The organism is Methanobrevibacter sp., from assembly GCF_017432245.1.
In the GTDB taxonomy this organism is placed as follows: Archaea; Methanobacteriota; Methanobacteria; order Methanobacteriales; family Methanobacteriaceae; genus Methanobrevibacter.
Genome location: NZ_JAFRJO010000028.1, coordinates 1 through 23692, shown reverse-complemented (window position 1 = coordinate 23692; position 23692 = coordinate 1). Strand labels below are relative to the sequence as shown.

Here is a 23692-nt window from a genome sequence, read left to right as displayed (position 1 = left end):
TGATGATTTTTTTATTAAAATTTTTATAGTAATTAAAAACTTTTATATACTTTCAACAACATATGTATATATAGTGATATATTTACTATAGTTTTGGCACATTTTTGATTATAATTAAATATTATTTTGTCTAAAATTTTAGTAATTTTTTCATTTTTGTATAAAAATTTTCCAGAAAAATAATCTTTGTATATTTTTAATAAAACATTTATTAAATATATGCTATTTTATGATTACATTACCATATAAAAAATTCATTATATGTTTTTTATGGAGAATTTTTATGAAAGTTCAGTACTTTAAATAATTAAGTATTATTGATTATTTAATGATTTAGCTTAATTAGATTTTAGCTTAATTAATTCATATGTTAATTAAAAACATGTAGAGGAGGTTTAATTTGTCTCAACAAGCGCAAGAACTCTTTGAGAATTTTGACCAATTGACTCCATCAGAGTTCTTTAGAAAAAATAAACAGATGTTAGGATTTTCTGGTAAAATCAGGTCTTTAACTATTGTTTTCCACGAATTGATTACAAACAGTTTTGACGCTGCTGAGGAAGCAGGAATTTTGCCGGAAATTAGAATTGATTTAAAGCAACTCGGAAAAGAGCATTATCTTTTAAGACATTCAGATAATGGTCCAGGTATCCCTGAGGAATTTGTAACTCAAGTATACTGTCAGATGTTTGCAGGTTCCAAATTTAGAAACATCCAATCAAGAGGGCAACAAGGTTTAGGTTGTAGTGGTTGTGTACTTTTATCCCAAATGACTACTGGTGAGTCCACCCATGTAATTTCCGGATGGAAAGAGGATGGTGAGCTTAAAGGTGTCAAAATGGAATTTAAGATGGATGTAAAAAACAACGTTGGGGATGTTATTAAAACAGAGCATTTCACTCCAGAAAGTACTGGTGTTTGTATCCAACTCCATTTTAAAGAGGTGTCCTATTCATTAGCTGAACAAGGTGCATTTGAGTACATTCGTAGAACCATGATTGCTAACCCTCATGCAAAGATTACATTTAGAGATCCTAAAGGACATAAATACATCTTTAAAAGAGCTGCAGAAATTGTTCCAGTCTTACCTAAAGAAGTATTGCCTCACCCTAAAGGAGTAACTGCTGATGACATTACTCATATTGCAAAAACTACTGATAAAAGAAACTTCAAAAGCATGCTTACAACTAATTTATCCAGAATGTCTTCCAAGAAAATCAAAGAGCTTCAAGAGCTTACTGGCATTGACATGAAAAAACGTCCAAAAAACATGACTTGGGCAGAAGCGGAAGCTATTGTAGAAGCATTCGGAAAAATGAAATTCATGGCTCCTCCTACCTCTGGTCTTATTCCAATTGGTGAAGAGCAAATAGAAAAAGGTATGAAATTAATATTGAAACCTGAATTCATCACTACAATTACAAGAGCTCCTGTTACCTATAAAGGTGGTGTAGCATTCATCGTAGAAGCAGGTATCGCTTATGGAGGAGATGCTGGTAGAATTGTAAATGAACAAAGAAAATCAGAAATCTTAAGATTTGCAAACAGAGTTCCATTGACTTTTGATGCAGGAAGCTGTGCCATTACAGAAGCATTGAAATCCATTGATTGGAGAAGATATGGTCTTAGAGACTTGGATAACACTCCTTTAACTTTATTTGTTAACATTATTTCCACTCAAGTTCCTTATTTATCCACTGGTAAGCAAAGTATTGCACCAGAACCTGAAATTGTTCATGAGATTAGACAAGCTACCATGAAAATTGCAAGAAAGCTTCAAAGACATATAAGATCCAAAAAAGCTGAAAAGGAAAAAGCTATGAGATCTAAAATATTTGAAGATTATGTTCCTGTTATCATTGAAGAGGCAGCAGCACTTGCTGAAACTGGTGTTCCTGATTATAAACCGGTTCTTGCTAAGGTTACAAGAAGAGCATTAGCAGAATTGATGGGAGAAAAAGTTGAAGAAGAGATAGAAGAGGAAGATTACGTAGACTCCTTACTTGAAGAGCTTGACGAATTCGGTCATGTGGTAGACAAGGAACATTCAAGTCGTAAGGATAGAGTTCAAGAATCTGATTTGGATGAAGCGTTTTTAGATGATGAAAAACCTAGAAAGAAAAAATCTAAAAAAACTGAACAGTCTACATTGTTTGACTCAGAGGACCAGGAGGTATGATTAGATGGCTGAAGAAACTACTACTCATAAACATACTCACAAAGAGCAAAGGAGACAATACACTTTCAATAAACTTAAGGCCTTTGGTCAAGAAATTATAGAGGACGTTGAAAAAGAGAAAGTACCTACATTAAGAATTCCTTCTAGAGGTACTGGAAACATTGTTTACGACCCAGATAAACGTTATTATATCCTCGGTGACAGATTTGGTAAAAGGTCTCTTGGAAATGTAAAGCAAATCAGAAAATTAGGGCAAATGGTTTATGTTGCTAATTTCTGTAAGGACTTGGTATTAAGAGATAAAACCGCTACTATCAGGGAGATGTACTATATCTCTGAAGGTTGGGGTATTGAATTCAATAACCAACAGGAATCTAACATTGTAGGAGAAGACCTTGAAGTAGCATTAGGTGCTACCCGTGAAGATTTAGGATTAATGCCTGAAGAAGACGGTGCATCCGTTTATGGTGACATTACCTTGCTTGATGGTGAATTTGAAATCAATGCTGCAAGGGCAGGTAAATCCGGTTATACCATTTCTCCAACCATTGACCAAGTTGAATTGTTGGATTGTGGTGCAGACTTTGTACTTGCAGTGGAAACCATGGGGATGTTCCACAGGTTAGTTCAAGAGGACGCTCACAATAGATTCAATTGTTTGATTGTAGGTCTTAAAGGTCAAGCTGCTCGTGCTACAAGAAGATTTATCAAAAGGGTAAATGAAGAATTAGGCCTTCCAGTTTATATCTGTAACGACGGAGACCCTTGGGGATTCCACATCGGACAGGTAATTATATCTGGAAGTGCAAAATTAGCTCACGTAAATCATGATTTGGCTACTCCTGATGCTAAGTTCTTAGGAGTAACTGCAACAGATATCATTGAATATGATCTTCCAACAGATCCATTGAAAGATATCGATGTATTGAGATTGAAAGAGCTTTCAAAAGACCCAAGGTATCAAACTGAGTTCTGGCAAACCGAGATTAAGAAAATGCTTAAGATTGGTAAAAAAGCAGAACAGCAATCTTTCTCCAAATATGGTCTAGAATATGTAGTAGACACATATTTCCCAGAGAAATTAAGACAATTTGGACAATTATAATAAATTAATTTTTAAATTAATTTATTTTTTCTTTTTTTATTCTTTCTATTTTTTAAATTTTTTAATTTTATATACTTTATTATTTTTGATCCCCATTTGAAAATTTTTACTATTTTTACTATTTTTCGATATTTTTCAAAACATTTATATACTAGAAAGTTCTACATTAGTATAGATATACCCTTATAGGTATATCAATAAATATCAAAAAATTATTAAGGTGTTATTATGAAACAATGTATGGATTTAGACAATCTTCACAGAAGAATTAATAAAATTATTGGACAGTTAAATGCTATTGATCGTATGATTGAAGAAGATATTCCTTGTGAAAACATTTTAATGCAAGTAAACGCTTCTAAATCTGCTATACACAAAGTAGGCCACATTATAGTAGAAGGTCACTTAGAAAATTGTATTAGAAATGCAATTGAGGCAGGAGAAAGTGATGAGGCCATTAATGATGTTTCTACTATTTTAGAATATTATTCAAGGTTATAGATTAAATTGTTTTTAGGGATTAAATATTTCTTTTTGATTTCTAAACAATTTAATCTATTTTTTTCAAATACTTAGTATACCTATAAGGGTATACCTATAAAATATTAAAAATCTAATTGTGTATCATGAAATTGGAGGACCATAAAATGAATATGAAAAAATTTTTCTCTAACAATGATGATAAAACATCCATTGAGTTTAATAGGCCTAAATTAAATATCAGAGACTTTTTCCAGGATGGTGAAAAAAGAGATATTTTATTTATTGTAATTTCTATTATTTCAGTAATCTTAAGTTTAATTGGAGCAAATTTATGGAGATTTGATTTAATTTGGATAGCAGTGATATTTTGTGGTATTCCAATTTTTAAAGAGGCAATCATAGGACTTTACACAGAATTTGACATTAAGGCAGATGTTCTTGTATCCATAGCAATCATCTCTTCAATTCTTATTGGTGAATTATTTGCTGCAGGTGTAATTGCTATTATCATGGCAATTGGTGGTTTTTTAGAAGATTATACAGTCTCTAAAACAAAAGCAGGAATTGAAAAGCTCATTGATTTAAGTCCTACTAAAGGTACTTTAATAAAGAACTATAATCTTGACTCTGAAACTGAATTGGTAGTCCCTGCAGATTTGATTAGAGTTGGGGATATTTTAAAAGTTGTTCCTGGTGAGATTATTCCAGTTGATGGGGTAATCATTGAGGGGGAATCTTCAATAGACCAGTCTGTTATGACAGGGGAGTCTATACCAATAGATAAAATGGTTGGTGATGAAGTATTTAGCGGTACCATTAATCTTTATGGTTCATTTGTGATGAAAGCCACTAAAAAAGGACAAGACAGTTCTCTTCAGAAATTAATCAAATTAGTGGAATCTGCAAATCCTGAGAACGCGGAAGTGGTTAAAGCTGCGGATAAATGGGCAACCTTCATAGTTGTTGTAGCATTTATTTGTGCTATTTTAACTTTAATCTTTACAGGTGAAATAATCCGTGCAGTGACTATTTTAGTAGTGTTCTGCCCTTGTGCATTGGTGCTTGCTACTCCAACTGCCATTATGGCATCAATCGGTAATTTAACTAAAGTTGGTATTTTAGTTAAAGAGGGAATTTCCATTGAAAAATTAGCAAAAATAGATCAAATGATTTTTGATAAGACAGGTACTTTGACTTATGGAAAGCCAGTTGTTACAAATGTGATTCCATATAATGAGGATATAAGTGAAAAAGATCTTATTCGCTTGCTTGCTTCATTAGAAAGTCCTTCTGAACACCCTTTAGCAAAATCAATTGTGAAATATTATAAGGAGAATTATGAAGACAGTTTGGAAAAAGTATCAAACTTTGAAATGATTATTGGTAAAGGTGTAAAAGCTAATTTAAATAATCGCTCTCTTTGTGCTGGAAATGAAGAGTTCTTGAATTCATTGGAGATGGATGTTCCTAATGAGTTCATGGAAGAAAAGATTTCTGAAGATTTAAATCTTGGTGCAACAGCCATTTACCTTGGAGAAGATGGTAAATTGTTAGGTGCAGTTTTATTGTCTGATGTTTTAAGGGATGATGCTTATGAACTTATTCGTCAGTTAGACAAATTAGGAATAAGTTCCACTTTGCTTACAGGAGATAATAAGAATGCTGCGGAGCATATTGCATCTAATGTGGGAATCAATGATTTGAAGTATAATTGTTTGCCTGAAGATAAAATCTCTAAAATCAGAGAGTTCCAATCCACTAATAAAAAAGTGGCTATGATTGGAGATGGAATAAATGATGCTCCCGCTTTAAGACAAGCAGATATAGGCATTTCAATGGGTGGTGTCGGAAGTGATATCTCAATTGAAGCCTCTGATGTATGTCTTGTAAGTGATGATATTAAGAATATTCCACATTTGCTTGCACTTTCAAGAAAAACCATTAGAACCATTAATATTGGGATTGGCTTTGCATTAGGATTAAATATTATAGCAACTGCACTGGCTGCTTTTGGATACTTAGGTCCTATTGGTGGAGCATTTGTTCATAATATTGGATCTGTAATAGTGATTATTTATTCATCTTTACTTTTAAGATTCCAATATTAACTTTTTTTACTTTTTTTATTTTTCTTATTTATCATTTTTCCTATTTTTCCTTAATTCTTTTATTAACTTTTTTTAATATAATTTAAAAAATTTTATTTATTATTGTATTCAAAATTTATTTAATAAGGTATTTTTTATTTTTTTTTTTAAATCTTGGAGGATTTTATGATTAGCTTGGATGAATTAAAAGAGGAAATATTCGATTTAACAAAAGATTATAAGAATTTTAAGTTTGAATATATTGATGTAAGCTCCATTGTTGTAGAGCCATGGACAAGATTAAAATGTCAATATGGTTGCCCTAGTTATGGAAAAACATTGGTTTGTCCACCATATACTCCGAAAGCGGAGGAATTTGTGGGAATGGTCAATTCATATAAAACAGCTATTTTATTTGAAATCAGCTTAGCTTCTATTGAAGACAATATTGGGGGAATAACTAAAATAGCAGTGGATATTGAAAATTGCTGTGCTCATCATGGATATTATAAGGCTTTTGGTATGGGTGCAGGAACTTGTTTAGTGTGCCAGTCCAAAGGTGAAGCGTGTAATTTGGATGGATGCAAGTATCCAAATGAAGCCCGTCCCTCTGGAGAAGCTTGTGGAGTGGATATTCATAAAACCATTGAAAACAATGGATATGACATATTAGGCATTGATAAAGAGAATAATAGCTATTTCTGTTATGGTTTAGTTTTATTAGAATAATTATCAAAATTAAATAATTAGAATAATTAGGAAAATTAGAATAAATTAATTTAAAATTTAGAATAATTAGAATTAATTTTTAGAATAATTTAAAGGGGGATTAAAATGGAATTAAATAATAAAAATACGATAATTATTGTAGTTGCCATAATTTGTGTAACTTTTATATTGGGGACTGTATTATACTTAAACTCAAATGGGGGAATCAATCCTTTAAGTGAAAAAGAGCCTATGCATATTATAAATACTACTTTTTCAACCGACCATTCATTAGATGCAAAAACCATCTGTACTATTAATGTAGGTTCTAATCATTCAAATGAGAATGTTATTGTAAGCATTTTATATAGTCGTGGAGGTGCTAATTTAAATGATGGGGATAAAAGTACAAAAACGGTTGGTGCGGATGGAAGTATTGTATGTGAAAGTAAGGACTCATATGACAAGTATCCTGACCGTGCAATTGTCAAATTATATGATGAAGAGGGAAATGTATTGGATAGTGCAGATATTAGTTTAGCCACTGACGATAGTATACAGTTAGCTATTGGAAATGGAACAGTCACTGCAAAATCAATCACTAAAGCAGAGCACTCAGCATCTGGCAGTTCAAGCAGTAAAGGCACTACTGAATGGGTGGAAGACCTTGATTTGTCTGATAAGGCAGGATATGACTGTCATGTATATATTCACCACAGAAGTGATGGTACAAAATATTATATTGATGATGAGGGTACAAAACATTCCGCTCCTGAGAGTCAGGAATGGGTATTCTAATCTTTTCTCAAAGTTGAATATCAAATTATATATAGATTGAATTATAAAACTTTAATTATATAATTATTGAATTTAATGTTTTTATATAAATTTAGTATTCTTAAGGAAGTTTAAAAATGAAATCTGTAGCTATTAATGGATTTGGAACTATAGGTAAAAGGGTGGCTGATGCTGTAGCTGCTCAAGATGATATGAAAGTCATTGGTGTGAGCAAAACCAGACCAAACTTTGAAGCAAAAACTGCTGTAGAAGAAAAGGGATATCCTTTATACATTGGAATTCCTGAAAGGGAAGGTCTCTTTAAAGAAGCAGGAATTGAAATTGCAGGTACTGTTGAAGATATGGTTCAAGAAGCAGATATCGTCGTTGACTGTACTCCTGGAAACATTGGTCCTCAAAACCTTGAAATGTATAAAAAAGCTGGTGTAAAAGCTATTTACCAAGGTGGAGAAGATCATGAATTAACTGGATTATCATTTAACTCTTTTGCTAATTATGATGATTCATATGGTGCAGACTATGCTAGAGTAGTATCTTGTAACACTACCGGTTTAACCCGTACATTACACACTCTCAATCCATTGGTTGACATTAAGAAAGTTCGTGCTGTAATGGTTAGAAGAGGATCTGACCCATCTGAAATCAAGAAAGGTCCTATTAATGCTATTGTACCTAACCCTCCAAAAGTACCTTCTCACCACGGTCCTGATGTACAGACTGTAATGAAAGGTATAGATGTTACTACAATGGCTTTACTTGTTCCTACCACTTTAATGCACCAACACAACCTTATGGTTGAAATTGGCAATGAAGTGACAAATGATGAAGTAATCGATGTACTTGAAAAACGTTCCAGAGTTATGGTTGTTGAAGCTGCTGCTGGCCTTGACTCAACTGCAGCACTTATGGAATATGCTAAAGATTTAGGAAGAAGCAGAAATGATTTATATGAGATTCCAGTATGGAAAGAATCCATTAACGTTGTAGACAATGAATTGTTCTACATGCAAGCAGTACACCAAGAATCTGATGTAGTGCCTGAAAACGTAGATGCTATCCGTGCAATGTTGGAAATGGAATCTGATAATGAAAAATCCATTGCTAAAACCAACAAAGCTATGGGAATTTTATAAATCGACTATAATTTCAGATTTAATTAATTAAATAGAATTTTTCTATTTAATTTTCTTACTTTTTTTCTAAATCAAAAATTTATATTTCTATTTAATTTGTTTTAATTTAATTTGTTTTAATTTCATTTTTTTATATTTGCCCTTTTAAATTATTTATGGTGTTTTTATGAGAGATAAAGTTATTTTTGGTCCGGCTGGAAAACCAATAGAGTTTAATGGAAAGGCACATGAATCTCCAGAATTTTTAGGACCTTTAGGATTATATGCTTTTGAATATCAGTCCACTTATGGTGTAAGAATTGGTGAATCCTCTGCACTTAAGCTTAGGGAATCTGCAGAGGAAAATGGGGTCCTGATGTCTATGCATTGCCCTTATTATGTTAATGTCTGTTCTAAAGAGGAGGAAAAGATTGACAGTACAATAGACAGATTGGTTCAATCTGCAAAAGTTGGAGAATTCATGGGTGCATATAGGCTTGTATTCCATCCGGGATTCTATTCAGGCAGAAAACCTGAAACCTGTATGGATCTAGCTAAAAAGACTTACACTAGACTCCTTGAAAGATGCGAAGAGGAAGGAATAGAAAACTTTACTTTTGCGCCTGAAACAACTGGAAAACGTTCTCAATTAGGAAATATTGATGAAATCATTGAAATGTGTGCTAGCTTTGACCACTTCGAGCCTACAATTGACTTTGCACATGTTCATGCAAGAGGAAGAGGAATCCTAAATAAGAAGGAAGACTACAATTGCATATTTTCAAAGCTTGAAGATAATTTGGACATTGATAGATTGCATTGTCATTTCACTACAATTGAGTATACTGATAAGGGTGAAAAGAAGCATCACACATTAGCTGAAGCTGATGAGTATGGTCCACACATCAAGGATTTGCTTTTGAATCTGATTGAAAACGATTGGAAAGCTACCATTATTTGCGAAACTCCTTTAATTGACCAAGATGCCTTAAGAATGAAACAGCTTTATGACAGTCTAATTTAGGTAATTTTTTTTAAAATTTTACTAAATTTTTTCTCAAATTTCAAACTTAATTCTTTTATGAAAATATTTAAATAATGTTAAAAATATATTAAGTAATCTAAACATTCATAAAAAAATTTTAATTATTTTAAACATTTGATTTGATGTGATAAATGTGAAATCTGAAAACAAAAGTTCAAGCAAAAAGAAATCAGAGGTTTCCATTAAGAATAGGGCTAGTTTCAGTGAGATTGAAACTAAGGTTCTCGTATTGGAAACTGCAGGTTATCCTTTCAATTTTGGATTATTGGAAAGCCCTAATCTAGAGATATCTGATAAAGTTCTTTTTGAACAGTATGCTATAGACCAATGGAGTGGCACATCAGTTAGAACTGGTTCCTATCTTTTTGACCAAAAGATCATTCCAGATTTTGCATTTAAAATCATAACTGCATATCCTGAAGACTCTGTTATTGGAGAAAACACTTCAATTGAAATAGTCATTCCAGATGTGGAGAAGCATGATTCCATTAAAAGAGTGAAATCCAATGTTTTCTTTGATGATGTAGTAGGTCAAGAGAATGCTAAAAAGAAATCAAAACTCATCTACAAGTATCTCCAAGACCCTGAGAAGTTTGGCAATTGGGCTCCTAAGAATGTTCTATTCTATGGTCTTCCGGGAACCGGTAAAACCATGCTTGCAAAGGCATTGTCAAATGAATTGAACATCAACTTATTCTTGGTCAAGGCAACCTCATTAATCGGGGACCATGTTGGAGATGCAGCAAATAAGATTCATGATTTATATGAAACTGCATTGAAATCCTCCCCATCTTTGATTTTCATTGATGAAATCGATGCGATTGCATTGCATAGGTCATTCCAATCATTGAGAGGGGATGTTTCTGAAATTGTAAATTCCCTTTTAACTGAAATGGATGGAATAAATCCAAATGATGGTGTTGTAACAATTGCAGCAACCAATAACCCGTCTTCAATCGACTTTGCAATCAGAAGTCGTTTTGAAGAGGAAATCGAATTCAAGCTTCCAAATGATGATGAAAGAAGAGAAATCTTTGAGCTAAACCTTAATACATTCCCAATGGATTATGAGTTGGATATTGAAAAATTAGTCAAGCTTTCCAAAAGAATGTCTGGTAGGGACATTAAGGAAAAGATATTGAAAACTGCTCTTCACAATGCAATTATAAATGATAAGGAAAAAGTAACAATGGATGATATTTATTTTGCATTAGACATCAATAAATATAAAAAAGAAGAAATTAAAGGAATGTTTGAATAATCAACATCCTTTATTATTTTATTTTCTAATTTTTATCAACTATTTTTTTTTATTTTAATTTATAATTTTTCTGCTATTTCTTATTTTAATCTATTTTTTATTTTAATCTATTTCTTATTTTAATCTATTTTTTTAAACTTTTAGGCTTGTTCTCTTTTTAAGATCATTTCACAAATTTTAACGAAATCTTCTTCGTTGTTTTTTGCTGTTTGTCTAATGTTTTCAGAAATGTCATAAAATATTTTGTTGACTATTGACTGAGTCATCTTATCTATGACTTTTATATCCTTTGCATCTACACTATTTAGTTTAACTATACCTTTTTGACTCTCACGTTGTCTTATCTCTTCCATAGACTCTCTTAAACTACCGAGCATTGAATTTATTTCAATTAAATTGAAGGATTCTTTAAGCAAATCAAACTCACTTTCAATTATCTTTTCTGCTTCTATGACTTCCCTTTCACGAAGCTTTTTATTTTTTTCTGCAATTCCCCTTAAGTCATCGATGTTAAACAAGTCAATGCCTATTTCCTTCACATCATCTTCAATGTCTCTTGGATTTGCAATGTCAATAAAAATCATCTTATCAGGTATTTCTTCATCAAATACTCTTAATAACCTTTCTTTATTTATAATTGGGTGTGGTGCACCAGTGGAACTGATTACAAGGTCTGCATTAAGCAGTTTTTCTTCAAGATTATCAAAGAGAATTGCCTCTCCATCAAGTTCCTCTGCAAGTTTAATTGCTTTGTAATAAGTTCTGTTTGCAACAAAAATAGCTTTCAAGTTCTTTTCAGCTAATGCCTTAGCAACAAGGGTTCCCATCTTTCCTGCACCAATTACAAGAACATGCTTGTCTTGCAAGTCTCCGAGATGCTCTTCTGCAAGGTCAACTGCTGCAGAACCAATGGAAATTGATCCTTGATTGATTTTAGTCTTGTTTCTTACAACTTGACCAACATGAATTGCCTTTGTGAAAACTGCATCTAATTTCTTTCCACAATGGCCTTCCCTTTCACTTTTCCTTTTCGCATCCTTTACTTGGCCTAAGATTTGGTCTTCACCAATAATCATGGATTCAAGACCTGAAGTCATTCTGAATAAATGCAATACCGCTTCATCGCTATATTGTATTATGACATATTTGTTTTCACAGTCTAAGTCAAGTTCATTGTAATCGTCAGTGTAAAGGAAATACTCATATCTATTGCATGTATTGATTTCAATATATTCTTTAACATCAATCTGTTCTTTTAAGGTTGAAAACAATTCTTTTAAATCTTTTGATACCTTTTCCATAGTTTCTATGTCTGCAAGGGTATGGTCTACACGTATATTGATAATCAATTTTGAGTCTCCTTTATTTTATGATTAAATAATTTCTCTATTCTTTTGATAAGTTAGAATTTATGAAATTTTCTACAAGTTCTTTGGCGTCATCTAATTTATTTTCCTTTAGGCATTGCTTTATTTCTTCATCTTTTAGAATATTCTCAAGATATTCCCTTCTTAATCTTTGACTCTCTGTTTTCTCCTTCAGTATTTTTCTAGCATGATCTTGAATCTTTATTTCGAGAATATCCTCTTCTGTAATGATTGATTGTATTTTCTTTCTAAGTTCTCTTGCCATTAAAGGACTTTGCCCATTTGTGTAAATGGATATCTCTATATCGTCAATCAAGAAACTTGTAGGGGCTATAATATTTCCTTTTTCAGGCTTGTCAGCCCTGTTAATTAATTTTCCTTGACTGATGGATGCGATGTATTCACATAGCTTTTCATCGCCGCTTGCAGTAATCACTATGTCACTCCATTTAACCATTTCATCAAGGTCTTTTAAAGGTGTTAAAATAGCTCCTTTTTTTGTTAATTCCTCATCAATTGAATTTCCTGCCAATATTACATTGGCACCTTTATCTAAAAAGCGATGTGCTCTTCTTGTAGCTACCTCTCCAGTGCCTAAAATAAAGACATTCTTGTTTTCCACTTCAAAGAAAAGAGAAGTTTTTCCCATAGTATCACATCATTTATTTTAGTTCAATTGATTTCCCCATCTGGTTTTCATATCTAATTTTTAGATGGTTATGATAGATTAAAAATTTATTTTTCTTCCAATTGTTTAAGTTTTAATAATTTAACAGCCATTCTTAAGTCATTGTTACAGTCTGCAAGCACTTTTTCAGCTTCGGCTTCACTGATTTCAAAGGTTTGTGATAGGGCAAACACAGCTTCATTTGATGTAGGTGGTGTTCCTGCAGCTAAAATCACTTCAGACAATTCCTTTTTCAAGTCCATGTACTCTTCTTCACTCATGCCTATTTGGTGTAAGGTCATGTCTCTTAAAGGACAAGGTTTTGAAGTTTTACAACACCATACAAGTGATCCGAAACAGGTTGCTGGACCTTCGCCTAATCTAGTTTCTCTTGCAAATTTTTGTTTTATGTCTAAGAATTCTTGAGGAGTTAGTCCAACTTCTTTTAAAGCTCCCATAATAGGGCAAGGTTTTACAGGAGGACAACAGAATGCGAGTCCTCTTACATCTCCTCCTCTACAAATATGTGACGGTGAATTTTCCCATACCATAATTTTTCCTCAAATTTTTATAAAATAAAATTTAATGAATATTAATAGTTTTAATTTAATTAATATTATAACATTATAAACTTTGTTTGTTTATATTAATATAAGTTTTTAATTATAAATTGAAAATCTTTAAAAATAGTAGTATAATCTATGCCAATAAATTTTTAAAGTGTTATCTATAGAAAAATAGTAAAATTAAAAATAATAATAATGAAAAAATAAAAAAGAAAGAAAAAGAGTTAGTGATCTTTGATCATGTCGGCTTTTTCTTCACCAGTTAACTCTGCAACAATTTCTTCTGGAGTTCCAGTACTGAGGAGTTTTCCTCCTCTCATTAAGCTTGCCTTGTCACAAACATCCAATACGAAATCCATATCGTGAGAAATGATTACAAAGGTTTGGTCCAATTCATCTCTTGCTTTCAAGATGGAATTGGTTACGATGATTCTTGTAACTGGATCCATAGTACCTGTTGGTTCATCCAATACGACAATGTTAGGCTCTTTGATAAGAACTTGTGCAAGAGCTACTCTGTGTCTTTCCCCTCCACTTAACTCATCTTGCCATTTGGATAATATGCTCATGGATTTTTCCTTTTCAAATCCTACAGTTTCAAGGATATGTGCTGCCTTGATTTTTGCAAATTCTGCAGGCAAGTTCAAACTGATAGCATCAGTTAGGTTTCCTAAAATATCTCTGTGAGGGTATAATGAGTATTCTTGGTGTAATAAACCTAAGTATGGAGTTACACGGCCTCTGTTTAATGGGCCTGGCTTTTTCATGTCAATCCAGTCATCACCTAACTTGATTTCAAGTTCTCCAGCACTTGGTTCAGTCAAACCAATCATCATTCTGGTTAAGGTTGTTTTTCCGGATCCACTAAGTCCAACAATACCATAAATTTCTCCTTGGTTAATTGTTAAGCTTACACCGTCTACAGCTTTAACAACCCCTCTTTCAATGGAATAATAATGCTGTTTAATGTCTTTCACTCTAATTATCTCTTCGGTGTGCTCAACCTTTTCCACTTGTTCAGCTTGAGGAACGGTTTCAAGGAATTTTGGAACTATGACATCTGGGTGACCATGCTCAATGATTTCTCCTTTGTCTAACCATATAGCATCGTCTGCTAATTGGTTCATAACTTCTGGCCAGTGGGAAGTGATTACCATACTGATTCCTTCATTTTTAACACCTTCAATCAAGGTTTGGTGAAGTTTTTCAGCAGTTTGTGGGTCTAAGGTACCTGTTGGTTCGTCAGCTAAAAGCAACATTGGGTTTTTAGCTAATTGTCTTGCAAGTACAACCCTTTGTTTTTCTCCTCCACTTAAGTCACGAGCAATGTGAGTTACCCTGTGACTCATTTGGACCATTTCCAATAAGTCAATAGCATTGTAGATATTCTCTTCTTCGTATCTGCCTTCGTCACCCATTGCATTCAATACGTTTTCAATTACGCTTTGTTCGTCGTACAATGCAAAGTTCCTTTGAAGCATGATAGAAATTCTTCTTCTGATTGCAGCTTTTTCCAATCTGTCAGCATTCCAGAAATCAATTTCCTTAGCTTTCAATTCAGCTCCACATTCTGGACATTTTTCACCAGCTTTTGAAGCAGGTTCAACATGCAAGCATTTTTTGTTTTCACAGATTGCTAAGTTAAAGAGCACTTGCCCACTGTCTGGAGCATATTCTTTAGTACCTCTTAGCATGTTGATTAAAACAGATTTTCCACTACCACTTCTACCGAGAATACCTAAGGTAGAACCTTCTTCTATTGTTAAGTTAATATCTTTAAGAACTGGTTCCCCATTAAATGACTTATTAATATTTTTTAAAGTTATGAAAGACATAAGCCCACCTTGATAATTAGTTGTAAATATAATTTTATTTTAATTTCATTTTTTTAAATTATTATAGAAATTTAATATAGATTATGTTTTATTAAATTATATGTATATTATTTATAAACGATATTATTAATATAAATTTTGATATTTTTTGATGTTTTTAATACTTTTATCTTATTTTCTTATTTATGATTTGAACCACATAATGGTGTTCCGCATTCTGGACATTTTACATTTCTGCATGGGAATCCTCTGATTTTTGGTGCTATGTGGCCACAGTTTGGACATTCACATGCTTTGGACGGTCCTCTTCCACTTCCAGATCCTCCAAATGACCTCCTCTCATTCAAAGGATATTTTGAAGCTTCAGGTACATTGAACATTTGTGGAGTTAGAGATTCTGAGTTATCGTTCAAATCATTTTTGATTATTTCAATGTTTTGAGACTTGCAGTCTGGACAGTTTGTGTATTCCTTTTTTGGATTGTTCCATTGAAATCCACAGTCCTTGCAGATGTATATCTTTTCTTCTGCTTGAAAGTTTTCATTGTTTATTTCAATTTTTTTGCCTTCAATTAAGGACATGGCTGTTTTTTTTCTTGCAGAGTTAATGATTCTGTGGAAGGTTGGTTGTGATATTCCCATCAATTCTGCAGCCTCTTTTTGCTTTATATTGTGATAATCACCTAATCTGATTGCTTCAAATTCATCAAGATTCATTTTGATTGTCTCTTGATCATCTTCCAAGATGTCTCCATGCTTTAGGCAAGTGAAATCAGGTTTTTTCACAATTCTCCTTTCTATCTTTGGCCTAACCATTTATTCTCTCCTTAATATTTTACTAATGGATTTATATTTTAATGAACCCTAAAACAAATTCATTATGAATATATATTTATTATGAATATATATTCATAACATTTAATATATATTTTGTCTTTTGAAAATGTGTAAAATCGTTTATAGCAAAATTTTTTTAACTAAAAATACAAATTTTAAATAAACGATTTTTATGAGAAATAGAATAAATCAATTTTGTCAAACATTTTTGAGGTATTGAAATGGGTGAACTATCTAAACTGCCAAATATTGGTAAAGTACTTGAAAAACAATTAAATGATGTTGGAATTAACACTATAGATGACTTGATTAATCTTGGCAGTAAAGAGACATGGTTAAAAATTAAGGAAATAGATGATAGTGCATGTTTAAATAGATTGATGGCATTGGAAGGCGCTATACAAAATATTCGTTGGCACAATTTGTCAGAAGAGGATAAAGATAATTTAAGGGATTTTTATAATTCCCAAAAGTAAAAAGAGATTAAAAGAGATTAAAAGAGATTAAAAGAGATTAAAAGTGATAAAAAAATTAAAAAATTAAAAAGAAAAAATAATTTAAATAAGAATAATAAAAGATTAATTAAGTATTTAAAAAACAAAAATTGGCATAAGAGGTATTTTATGAATAATTTTGTTAAAAAGTGGACTGAATCTAGCTTAATATTAAAGATAATCATTGGTTTAATCATCGGTATTATTTTAGGACTTACCATTCCCCAATATGATATGATTAGCCTTCCAGGAGAATTATTTGTAGATGCTTTAAAAGCTATTGCTCCAATTCTTGTTTTTCTATTGGTCAGTTCTGCCTTTTCAAAAACTGATGGCGGAATTGCAAACAAATTTAAAAAAATTATCTGCTTATTCTTAGTTTCCACTTTCATAGCTGCATTGGTTGCAGTTATTGGAAGTTTTCTGTTTCCAGTTAGTATGACACTTACTGAAGCAAGTTCCCTCTCTCCTCCTGGAGGATTAGGGGAAATTGTAAGCAATCTCCTGCATAATATTTTTGCAAATCCTTTGCTTTGCCTGTCTCAAGGGGATTATTTGGGAATCTTATTTTGGGCATTTGTTATAGGGATTGCCTTAAGGAAAGTTGCTAGTGCAAATACTAAGCAAATGCTTATCGATTTTTCAGATGCATTAACTATTGTTGTAGTTGGAATTATACAATTTGCACCTATTGGTATCATGTCTCTTGTATTCACTGCAGTTTCACAAAACGGTTTAAGCATATTTCTTGAATACGGAGAGCTAATATTACTGCTTGTTGGTTGCATGATTTTTACAGCTTTGATTGTATATCCTCTCATTGTAGCAATTATCTTAAGGCGTAACCCTTATCCTCTTCTTTACATTTGCTTAAAGGAAAGTTCCATTACTGCATTCTTTACAAGAAGTTCAGCAGCAAACATTCCAGTAAACATGATCCTTTGCGAAAAGCTTGGTCTTGATGAGGATCTCTATTCAATCAGCATTCCTTTAGGGTCTACATTGAATACTGGAGGTGCAGCGATTACCATTACAATAATGACTTTGGCCGTGTGTAATACATTAGGAATAGGTGTGGATATACCTACCACTATTCTATTATGCATTGTTTCTACATTTGGTGCATTTGGGGCTTCAGGTGTTGTTGGAGGTTCCCTATTGCTTATTCCGATGGCTTGTTCATTATTTGGAATTCCTTCAGACATTTCTCTTCAAGCCATTTCAGTAGGTTTTATCATTGGTGTAATTCAAGATTCCTTTGAAACTGCTCTCAATTCAAGTTCAGATCCTTTATTCACTGCTACAGTTGATTATTATGAGAGAGCAAAAAGAGGAGAGGCTGTTAACTTTTTAGGAGAATTTGCTAAAAAAGAGAATGATGATTAAGTGTGATGACTATATGATTTCATGTATTAAATAATAAAAATAGTTTAAAAAATATGTTATTTCAGAAAAAATAATTAAATTTTAATTTCATTCAAATCAAAATCTAATTTTCCTTTTATAGCTGCTCTAGCTATTGAAATTCCATTTGCTCCTGCATTTAACATCTTTTCTGCTTGTGCAATGGAATTGATTGAGTTGTTTCCAATGATAAAGATATTTGTATTTTCAGATATTTGTCTGATTAAATCGAAATCAGCGTCTCTTACTCCTTTTTTCATGGCATCAATATGCAAATAGTCTACACCGCACTTTTCAGCTAATTTTGCTATTTCAAGGTTGTCAACACCTTCAACATTTGCTCTCATTTTCATTGAAACTTTTGATTTTGATTTTTTGACAACTTCTTTAATGTAATCTTCCAAGTCTGGTCTGAGCAACATGCTTTGTCCACATCCAACTGCAACAAGCTCTTCCTGTCTGCAATGGCAGTTGATTTCAACTATGTCAAGGTTTTTTATTTTGCTGATTTCAATAAGAGGGTCTGGAGTGGTTCCCCTTAAGTTAGCGCTTACAGTCACATCAAAACTATCTTTTATTGTGTTAACTTCATTTTCAATTACACTGTAAATCTCTTCTTTAGGGTAATTGAATTCTTTCCTGCCTCTTGCAATGATTTTTTCACAAGCATCTATTGACTCATTATCTGTATTGTATCCTCCAATAGTGACTGTGTCAAATCCGTAAGGTATGAGTTTCATTGCAAATTCTGCATTTGTTATCCCTGCCATAGGCGCAAGTACTTTTATGTTAACACTTCCTTAAATACTGTTTATTTAAATTTAAGTTTTTATTCTAAAAATAGTTTTACATTCATTTATAAAATTAAAATAAAAATAGATAAAATTGAAAAATAAAAAGAAAAAAGTTTTGATCAAACTTTTTTTAAAAGTTTGGAAATAAAAAGAAAAGTTAAATTAAGTGAAAATATGCTATAATTAAAGTTCTTCAATTACGTGTATCCAATCTTTATTATTTCCTGCACGAATAATTTCAAGTCCGATGTCAGCCATATATGCAGCATCTTCCATGTTGTCTGCTCTTCCGATTCCTGCTTTCAAGCCAATACCAATTTCATCGTAGATTTCCTTAAGGATTTGGGTAATGTCCTCTTCACTTAATCCGTTACAAGGGGACATGAAGTTGTCTCCACCAATGAAGAATAATAATGCTCCTTTTTCTCTGAGTTTAGTCATTAAGTAGTGTTGAGCCTTGTTTACCATAAAGCTTGTATCGAAAGCAGATTCAATATCAGTCAATGTTTCAGTTACACTGTTGATGTCAATATGTGCAGCTTGTACGAAACTGTCTTCTGGGTTTTCAATTAAGTTGTTTATTGCTAAAATTTCTTTTCTTCCAGAAGATTGAGCTCCACCTTCTTTTTGAAGTGCGATGGTTGCTAATCTTTGAGCTTCGTGTGCAGTTTCTGCTGCTCCTACACCCATACTGATGGTAATTGGGTATCTGTTTCTAATAGATCTTTGGATTCTCATGTGGTCTTCTTCGTTAAGACCGTTTGTGACTGCAAGTAAATTATCAAATCTTGTAAAGAACACTAAACCTTTTTTAGCAGCTATTAATCTTTGTACATCTGCAAAAAGTTCTGCTTGTAAAATTTGAAGGTCAGATTCTGTACGTGGTCTTGGAGTTACTGTCCATGGACCATAATTATCGATTTGTATCAAAGTCATTTGTATCATATATTTTCACCTAATAGTAATATATTTAGTTATAACTAAATTAGTATTTAAACTTTAAGCATTTAATTAATTATTTTTTTAAAAATCTTATAGTTTTTAATAATTTTTCATGCTTTTTTATTAATAAATTTTTTAAAAAAATTTTTGATTGAATTTGTTATTCTAAAACAGTTTTTGCAAGATTGATTTTATCATCAATTGTTTTCATGAAAGTGTTGGTTACTATGACATTTGGAACAATCTCTTCAATCTCCTCTTTAAACTCTTCGTCTTGCTTGTCAATCACCAATGTGTTTAGGAATGATTTATAAAGCTCTGCAACACCTTTGGAAGAGGTTTCATAACCAAATGCATTCATGAATTGTCCTGCAGGTCCACTAAATGCGGATTTGCCTACAAATGGTGAAACTGCGATGACTTCTTTTTCTTTCAATGTATCTTCCACACCTTCAAGGGATATGATTGGTCTTATTGAAGTGATTGGATTTGATGGTCCGAATATAACCTTATCTGCCTTTTCAATTGCTTCAATAATCTTAGGGCTAGGTTTCACATCCCCATATTTCACTTCAAGAACTTCACAGTTGCATTGGTATTTGATTAAGAAGTCATGGAACTCAATATCACCATATTCCTTTGTTGCAATGGTTATATCGGATTCATCATCACTCATTGGCAATATGCTTGCCTTAATGCCTAATTTATTTTTTTGAAGTTCCACAATATCAGTCAATGTCCATCCTTCCTCTAAGAGAATGGCTTTTTGAAGTTTGGTTGCTCTGTCTTTGTCACCTAATCTAAGCAATTCTTCAGTTCCCATTTCAATTAGCTGTTCTCTAACTATAAATGTGTCACCTTTGATTCCGTACCAGAATTCTTCATCAATCATATCTGCAAATGTATACATAACAGTATCAATGTCTGCTGCAATGTATCCTCTAGACATGTATAGGTTTTCAACAGTATTTACAATAACTGTAATATCTTCTTCAGGATAGATTTCCTTAATTCCTTGAATTAATTTTGGAGTTCCAGTACCTCCAGAAAGTATGGTAATCATGATATCACTTCTTAAATATAATAAAATTGAATAATATTGATTTTAAAATAATTTGCTTTATAAATATAATGCTTAATAAGCAAAGGATCATTGGTTTTATAACTTTAAAATTCTTCTTTTAATGAAGCTCCACATTTGGGACATGGAGTCTTTTCAGAAATTACTAAAGACATTTCATTTTCACAGTTTGGACATTGGTTATTCTCAAGAATCTTTCGTCTGTCTCTATACAATGTCTTTTTGAAATCAAAAAACAGTATCTTATATTCAGAAGCATTTTTGGAAATCTCTTTATTCAGTATCTTTTCGATTTCTTCCAGATTAAAGAGTTCATTGGCTTCGGGAACATAAGTCCTGATTAATTCATTGCAGTGAGGACAGTAGTTTTCATATAAAAAGCCTGAAATTAATGCTTTGGTCATTTTGTCTGAATTTTCCTTATTCAAACTTTCCTCAATAAGTTCCAGATCTTCTGAATTTGAATTTAAGATGGATTCCAAATCCTCAAGTTTGGAATTCAAGTAGAATATCAAATTCTTGTCTGTAAATGCAAAATCGCAATTAGTGCATTTAAATTTAATTTCAGCCATTTTATCGCTCTTTGGTTGTTCCTTTTGATAATTAATTTTTAATGGTTTACCTATTTATTTATTAATTTATTTTCTGAATACATCAAACTCTTTAGGCCTAAGCAATGGTTTGATTCCAGTTTCAATGTCTCTAAGATGGTCAAATGCAGTAAATCCTCTAATCAATACGATAGGAATTCCCTCATTTGCTTGACCCATCAATAATGATGCCGCTGCTGCAAGTTCATCTGCGGTAGCAACTTCGGTTGTTTCAAGAGCTCTGCCGAATAGGTCCTCTTCACCGATTCTTACCCAAAGTGGATTAATTCCAGAGCAACCAATAGCGGTTCCAATTGCACCTACTCTAAATGCTCTTCCTTGAGTATCTGTAATTATTACTGCAATTTCCTTATCAGTTTTTTCTTCTAGATATTCTCTTATTTCCTTAGCGGATTGGTCAGGATTCTTAGGCATTGGAGTTGCCAATCCTTCTTCCACATTGGATTCATCAATTCCTGAGTTTGCACAAACGAATCCATGTTTAGTCTCAGTTACAATGAAATTAGGTCCTACTGCAACAATTTCATTTGATTCCTGTAAAATCGCTTCAACAAGTTTTGGATCTTTTTTGCATTGTTCTGCGATTTTAATTGTTTCTTCGCTTGGCTCAAGTTCATCAATTTTAATGTAGTTGCCTTCAGCCTTTGAAATCAATGTTTCAGCAATAAGCAAAATATCTCCATCTTCAAGAACAATATTTTCCTTTTCCAAATCATCTTCAATAATCTTAGCTATATCGTCTCCTTTTTTAACTAAAGGAATTTCTTTTAATCCATATAATTTTAAAGTCATATTTAAATGTTATATTAATAAAATATAAAAAACTATTGTTATTCACTATAAATTTGTATTGTTGTAAATTTATTTTTAAAATTAACGATTATGCTTTATTTTTTTTAAAAATTAACAATATGCTTTTATATTAAAAATAATAAATCTATTATTAGTATGATTAATAATCACTTTTATTATTAATTTATTAGATTATTTAATTATTAATTGAATTCTTTAGAGGATATTATGATTATAGAAGGTCTTATTAATGGATTTGACATGATTATGGAGATGCTCCAAAGTGGGGGAGTTATCACTTATATAATTCTTTTGCTTGGTATCTATGGTCTGTTAATATCTATAAGGAAGATATTTTACCTTAGAAAAATAAGTAAAATTGATGCTACAGAGATTATGGGGACAATTACCTCATCCATGGAACAAGGTGGAGCTATTGAAGCTTTAAAGAATATCAGTCACTATAAGAACCCTGTTTCAAGAATCATGTCTGAAGCATTGAAAATCGGTTATAAAAACAAAATTGAAGTAGAAGAAAGTATGGAGCAAATCTTCATTGTTGAACTCTCAAAGATGACCAATGGAATTAGCGCATTAAAAACCATCATTGAACTTGCTCCTTTCTTAGGATTGATTGGTACTGTATTGGGTATTTGGATGACATTTAAGAATTTAGGTGTAAATCCTGATGCTGCAGCTATGGCTGAAGGTATTTATATTGCTCTTATCACTACTATTGCAGGGTTAACTGTAGCTATTGTTCTTATGCCATTATACACTTATATCAAAGGTTTAATTGATGCTGAGATGGATAAGATTGAATTAGCTACTAAAATGACCAATTGGAGTTATGCAGTAATTAAAATCAGAGTTTATGAAAAATTGCCTTGTGTAATTGAAGCGCTTCAGGAAGCAGAAGGTATTGTTAGCGTAAAGGAAATCTCTGATCCTTATTCAAATATTCAAATCTCATTTAAGCCAAGTATGCTTGAAAAGAGTATAAGTAACATCATATTGGAAAAATGTGATGTCAAATCTGAAATTACTGAAAGTAAATTAAGACAATAATCAAGGGGCTGTTAAGTTGGCAATTGACATTAAGCGTCATAAGGAAAAGATGAATCGGGATGAACCTGAGATTAAGCTAGTTCCTTTTATTGACATTTTATTTACTTTACTAATCTTTTTAGTGGTGACCAGTACTTTCGGTGCGGCATCTGTAACTGGTGATGACACTGGCACAGGCACTGGAAAACCAAATATGACTGACACTACTGGAGATGCAGAGTATTATTTGCTGCCAGTTGCAGGACTGCAGAAAGTTGTTGTAAATGGTGTAGATATGTCTTCTGAGATAAGAGGAAATGCTGTCGGTGTTCATGCAAGAGTGCTTGACCAAGGTGATGTTCAGATTAAAACGAGTGAGCATGCAATATATATTCAAGCGCCTTCTGGAATGACTCCTCAAGAGGCAGTTCATCGTCCAGAATGATTTTAAATTTTATTATTATTAATAATTTTTATT

At 32.3% G+C, this 23692-nt stretch carries 23 protein-coding genes; 13 read left to right on the top strand and 10 right to left on the bottom strand.

All coding sequences use genetic code 11. The features are described 5' to 3' along the window. Window positions 1–400 precede the first annotated feature (400 nt). From top6B to IJI80_RS02315, 9 genes are all read left to right on the top strand, one after another. Window positions 401–2179 (top strand): DNA topoisomerase VI subunit B, encoded by a 1779-nt coding sequence (gene top6B / locus IJI80_RS02355; RefSeq protein WP_292787306.1) that lies wholly within the window; start codon window positions 401–403, stop codon window positions 2177–2179. A gap of 4 nt (window positions 2180–2183) precedes the next feature. After that, window positions 2184–3284, top strand: coding sequence for a DNA topoisomerase IV subunit A (locus IJI80_RS02350; RefSeq protein WP_292787303.1), 1101 nt, complete (start codon window positions 2184–2186; stop codon window positions 3282–3284). Between the two features lie 228 nt (window positions 3285–3512). Beyond that, on the top strand, window positions 3513–3785 hold the full coding sequence (locus IJI80_RS02345) for a metal-sensing transcriptional repressor (RefSeq protein ID WP_292787301.1): 273 nt from the start codon (window positions 3513–3515) through the stop codon (window positions 3783–3785). A gap of 146 nt (window positions 3786–3931) precedes the next feature. Then, window positions 3932–5875 (top strand): cation-translocating P-type ATPase, encoded by a 1944-nt coding sequence (locus IJI80_RS02340; protein WP_292787298.1) that lies wholly within the window; start codon window positions 3932–3934, stop codon window positions 5873–5875. A gap of 165 nt (window positions 5876–6040) precedes the next feature. Then, window positions 6041–6583, top strand: coding sequence for a DUF2284 domain-containing protein (locus IJI80_RS02335; RefSeq protein WP_292787296.1), 543 nt, complete (start codon window positions 6041–6043; stop codon window positions 6581–6583). 105 nt (window positions 6584–6688) lie between these two features. Then, entirely contained in the window at window positions 6689–7360 is a 672-nt protein-coding gene (locus tag IJI80_RS02330; RefSeq protein ID WP_292787294.1) for a hypothetical protein, read from the top strand. Window positions 7361–7476: 116 nt separating this feature from the next. Beyond that, entirely contained in the window at window positions 7477–8493 is a 1017-nt protein-coding gene (locus IJI80_RS02325; RefSeq protein ID WP_292787291.1) for a phosphorylating glyceraldehyde-3-phosphate dehydrogenase, read from the top strand. 166 nt (window positions 8494–8659) lie between these two features. Then, a complete protein-coding gene (locus IJI80_RS02320) occupies window positions 8660–9496 on the top strand; it encodes a TIM barrel protein (RefSeq protein WP_292787289.1) in 837 nt (278 codons plus the stop codon). Window positions 9497–9698: 202 nt separating this feature from the next. Beyond that, window positions 9699–10778, top strand: a complete 1080-nt coding sequence (locus tag IJI80_RS02315; RefSeq protein WP_292787364.1) for an AAA family ATPase — start codon at window positions 9699–9701, stop codon at window positions 10776–10778. 140 nt (window positions 10779–10918) lie between these two features. Here the strand turns inward: IJI80_RS02315 and hemA are convergent, their stop codons facing one another. The 5 genes from hemA to IJI80_RS02290 all read right to left on the bottom strand — a co-directional run bounded on the left by hemA (window position 10919) and on the right by IJI80_RS02290 (window position 16028). Continuing rightward, window positions 10919–12127, bottom strand: coding sequence for a glutamyl-tRNA reductase (gene hemA, locus IJI80_RS02310; RefSeq protein WP_292787287.1), 1209 nt, complete (start codon window positions 12125–12127; stop codon window positions 10919–10921). Window positions 12128–12164: 37 nt separating this feature from the next. Beyond that, complete coding sequence (locus tag IJI80_RS02305; RefSeq protein WP_292787284.1) at window positions 12165–12794, bottom strand: bifunctional precorrin-2 dehydrogenase/sirohydrochlorin ferrochelatase; 630 nt, start codon at window positions 12792–12794, stop codon at window positions 12165–12167. A gap of 86 nt (window positions 12795–12880) precedes the next feature. Further along, a complete protein-coding gene (locus tag IJI80_RS02300) occupies window positions 12881–13363 on the bottom strand; it encodes a methanogenesis marker 9 domain-containing protein (RefSeq protein WP_292787281.1) in 483 nt (160 codons plus the stop codon). Window positions 13364–13602: 239 nt separating this feature from the next. Next, on the bottom strand, window positions 13603–15213 hold the full coding sequence (gene atwA / locus IJI80_RS02295; RefSeq protein ID WP_292787278.1) for a methyl coenzyme M reductase system, component A2: 1611 nt from the start codon (window positions 15211–15213) through the stop codon (window positions 13603–13605). A 179-nt stretch (window positions 15214–15392) separates the two neighbouring features. Next, a complete protein-coding gene (locus IJI80_RS02290; RefSeq protein ID WP_292787275.1) occupies window positions 15393–16028 on the bottom strand; it encodes a DUF134 domain-containing protein in 636 nt (211 codons plus the stop codon). 242 nt (window positions 16029–16270) lie between these two features. Between IJI80_RS02290 and IJI80_RS02285 the strand changes: the two genes are divergently transcribed. Together IJI80_RS02285 and sstT are read left to right on the top strand one after the other, a co-directional pair. Beyond that, complete coding sequence (locus IJI80_RS02285; RefSeq protein ID WP_292787272.1) at window positions 16271–16525, top strand: TfoX/Sxy family protein; 255 nt, start codon at window positions 16271–16273, stop codon at window positions 16523–16525. Window positions 16526–16672: 147 nt separating this feature from the next. Then, entirely contained in the window at window positions 16673–17929 is a 1257-nt protein-coding gene (gene sstT, locus IJI80_RS02280) for a serine/threonine transporter SstT (protein ID WP_292787271.1), read from the top strand. A gap of 74 nt (window positions 17930–18003) precedes the next feature. Here the strand turns inward: sstT and IJI80_RS02275 are convergent, their stop codons facing one another. The 5 genes from IJI80_RS02275 to IJI80_RS02255 form a co-directional block, all read right to left on the bottom strand. Beyond that, on the bottom strand, window positions 18004–18717 hold the full coding sequence (locus IJI80_RS02275) for an MJ0144 family RNA dihydrouridine synthase-like protein (RefSeq protein WP_292787270.1): 714 nt from the start codon (window positions 18715–18717) through the stop codon (window positions 18004–18006). 207 nt (window positions 18718–18924) lie between these two features. Further along, window positions 18925–19686, bottom strand: a complete 762-nt coding sequence (locus tag IJI80_RS02270; protein WP_292787269.1) for a GTP cyclohydrolase III — start codon at window positions 19684–19686, stop codon at window positions 18925–18927. Between the two features lie 157 nt (window positions 19687–19843). Further along, window positions 19844–20746: a 2-phospho-L-lactate transferase gene (cofD, locus tag IJI80_RS02265; RefSeq protein ID WP_292787266.1), complete on the bottom strand. Its 903-nt coding sequence runs from the start codon at window positions 20744–20746 to the stop codon at window positions 19844–19846. Between the two features lie 104 nt (window positions 20747–20850). After that, on the bottom strand, window positions 20851–21336 hold the full coding sequence (locus IJI80_RS02260) for a hypothetical protein (protein ID WP_292787263.1): 486 nt from the start codon (window positions 21334–21336) through the stop codon (window positions 20851–20853). A 66-nt stretch (window positions 21337–21402) separates the two neighbouring features. Then, the gene (locus IJI80_RS02255) at window positions 21403–22167 is read right to left on the bottom strand and encodes a coenzyme F420-0:L-glutamate ligase (protein ID WP_292787262.1); all 765 of its coding nucleotides are present in this window, start codon (window positions 22165–22167) and stop codon (window positions 21403–21405) included. Between the two features lie 228 nt (window positions 22168–22395). Between IJI80_RS02255 and IJI80_RS02250 the strand changes: the two genes are divergently transcribed. Together IJI80_RS02250 and IJI80_RS02245 are read left to right on the top strand one after the other, a co-directional pair. Next, the gene (locus tag IJI80_RS02250; protein WP_292787260.1) at window positions 22396–23235 is read left to right on the top strand and encodes a MotA/TolQ/ExbB proton channel family protein; all 840 of its coding nucleotides are present in this window, start codon (window positions 22396–22398) and stop codon (window positions 23233–23235) included. 16 nt (window positions 23236–23251) lie between these two features. Further along, the gene (locus tag IJI80_RS02245; RefSeq protein WP_292787256.1) at window positions 23252–23659 is read left to right on the top strand and encodes a biopolymer transporter ExbD; all 408 of its coding nucleotides are present in this window, start codon (window positions 23252–23254) and stop codon (window positions 23657–23659) included. Window positions 23660–23692 lie beyond the last annotated feature (33 nt).

What these genes read in the sequence shown, in the direction of transcription:
- IJI80_RS02350 (WP_292787303.1), top strand. Translation starts at nt 2,184, where the DNA reads ATGGCTGAAGAAACTACTACTCATAAACATACTCACAAAGAGCAAAGG.
- IJI80_RS02345 (WP_292787301.1), top strand. Translation starts at nt 3,513, where the DNA reads ATGAAACAATGTATGGATTTAGACAATCTTCACAGAAGAATTAATAAA.
- IJI80_RS02340 (WP_292787298.1), top strand. Translation starts at nt 3,932, where the DNA reads ATGAATATGAAAAAATTTTTCTCTAACAATGATGATAAAACATCCATT.
- IJI80_RS02335 (WP_292787296.1), top strand. Translation starts at nt 6,041, where the DNA reads ATGATTAGCTTGGATGAATTAAAAGAGGAAATATTCGATTTAACAAAA.
- IJI80_RS02330 (WP_292787294.1), top strand. Translation starts at nt 6,689, where the DNA reads ATGGAATTAAATAATAAAAATACGATAATTATTGTAGTTGCCATAATT.
- IJI80_RS02325 (WP_292787291.1), top strand. Translation starts at nt 7,477, where the DNA reads ATGAAATCTGTAGCTATTAATGGATTTGGAACTATAGGTAAAAGGGTG.
- IJI80_RS02320 (WP_292787289.1), top strand. Translation starts at nt 8,660, where the DNA reads ATGAGAGATAAAGTTATTTTTGGTCCGGCTGGAAAACCAATAGAGTTT.
- IJI80_RS02305 (WP_292787284.1), bottom strand. Translation starts at nt 12,794, where the DNA reads ATGGGAAAAACTTCTCTTTTCTTTGAAGTGGAAAACAAGAATGTCTTT.
- IJI80_RS02300 (WP_292787281.1), bottom strand. Translation starts at nt 13,363, where the DNA reads ATGGTATGGGAAAATTCACCGTCACATATTTGTAGAGGAGGAGATGTA.
- atwA (WP_292787278.1), bottom strand. Translation starts at nt 15,213, where the DNA reads ATGTCTTTCATAACTTTAAAAAATATTAATAAGTCATTTAATGGGGAA.
- IJI80_RS02290 (WP_292787275.1), bottom strand. Translation starts at nt 16,028, where the DNA reads ATGGTTAGGCCAAAGATAGAAAGGAGAATTGTGAAAAAACCTGATTTC.
- IJI80_RS02285 (WP_292787272.1), top strand. Translation starts at nt 16,271, where the DNA reads ATGGGTGAACTATCTAAACTGCCAAATATTGGTAAAGTACTTGAAAAA.
- sstT (WP_292787271.1), top strand. Translation starts at nt 16,673, where the DNA reads ATGAATAATTTTGTTAAAAAGTGGACTGAATCTAGCTTAATATTAAAG.
- IJI80_RS02275 (WP_292787270.1), bottom strand. Translation starts at nt 18,717, where the DNA reads ATGGCAGGGATAACAAATGCAGAATTTGCAATGAAACTCATACCTTAC.
- IJI80_RS02270 (WP_292787269.1), bottom strand. Translation starts at nt 19,686, where the DNA reads ATGATACAAATGACTTTGATACAAATCGATAATTATGGTCCATGGACA.
- cofD (WP_292787266.1), bottom strand. Translation starts at nt 20,746, where the DNA reads ATGATTACCATACTTTCTGGAGGTACTGGAACTCCAAAATTAATTCAA.
- IJI80_RS02260 (WP_292787263.1), bottom strand. Translation starts at nt 21,336, where the DNA reads ATGGCTGAAATTAAATTTAAATGCACTAATTGCGATTTTGCATTTACA.
- IJI80_RS02255 (WP_292787262.1), bottom strand. Translation starts at nt 22,167, where the DNA reads ATGACTTTAAAATTATATGGATTAAAAGAAATTCCTTTAGTTAAAAAA.
- IJI80_RS02250 (WP_292787260.1), top strand. Translation starts at nt 22,396, where the DNA reads ATGATTATAGAAGGTCTTATTAATGGATTTGACATGATTATGGAGATG.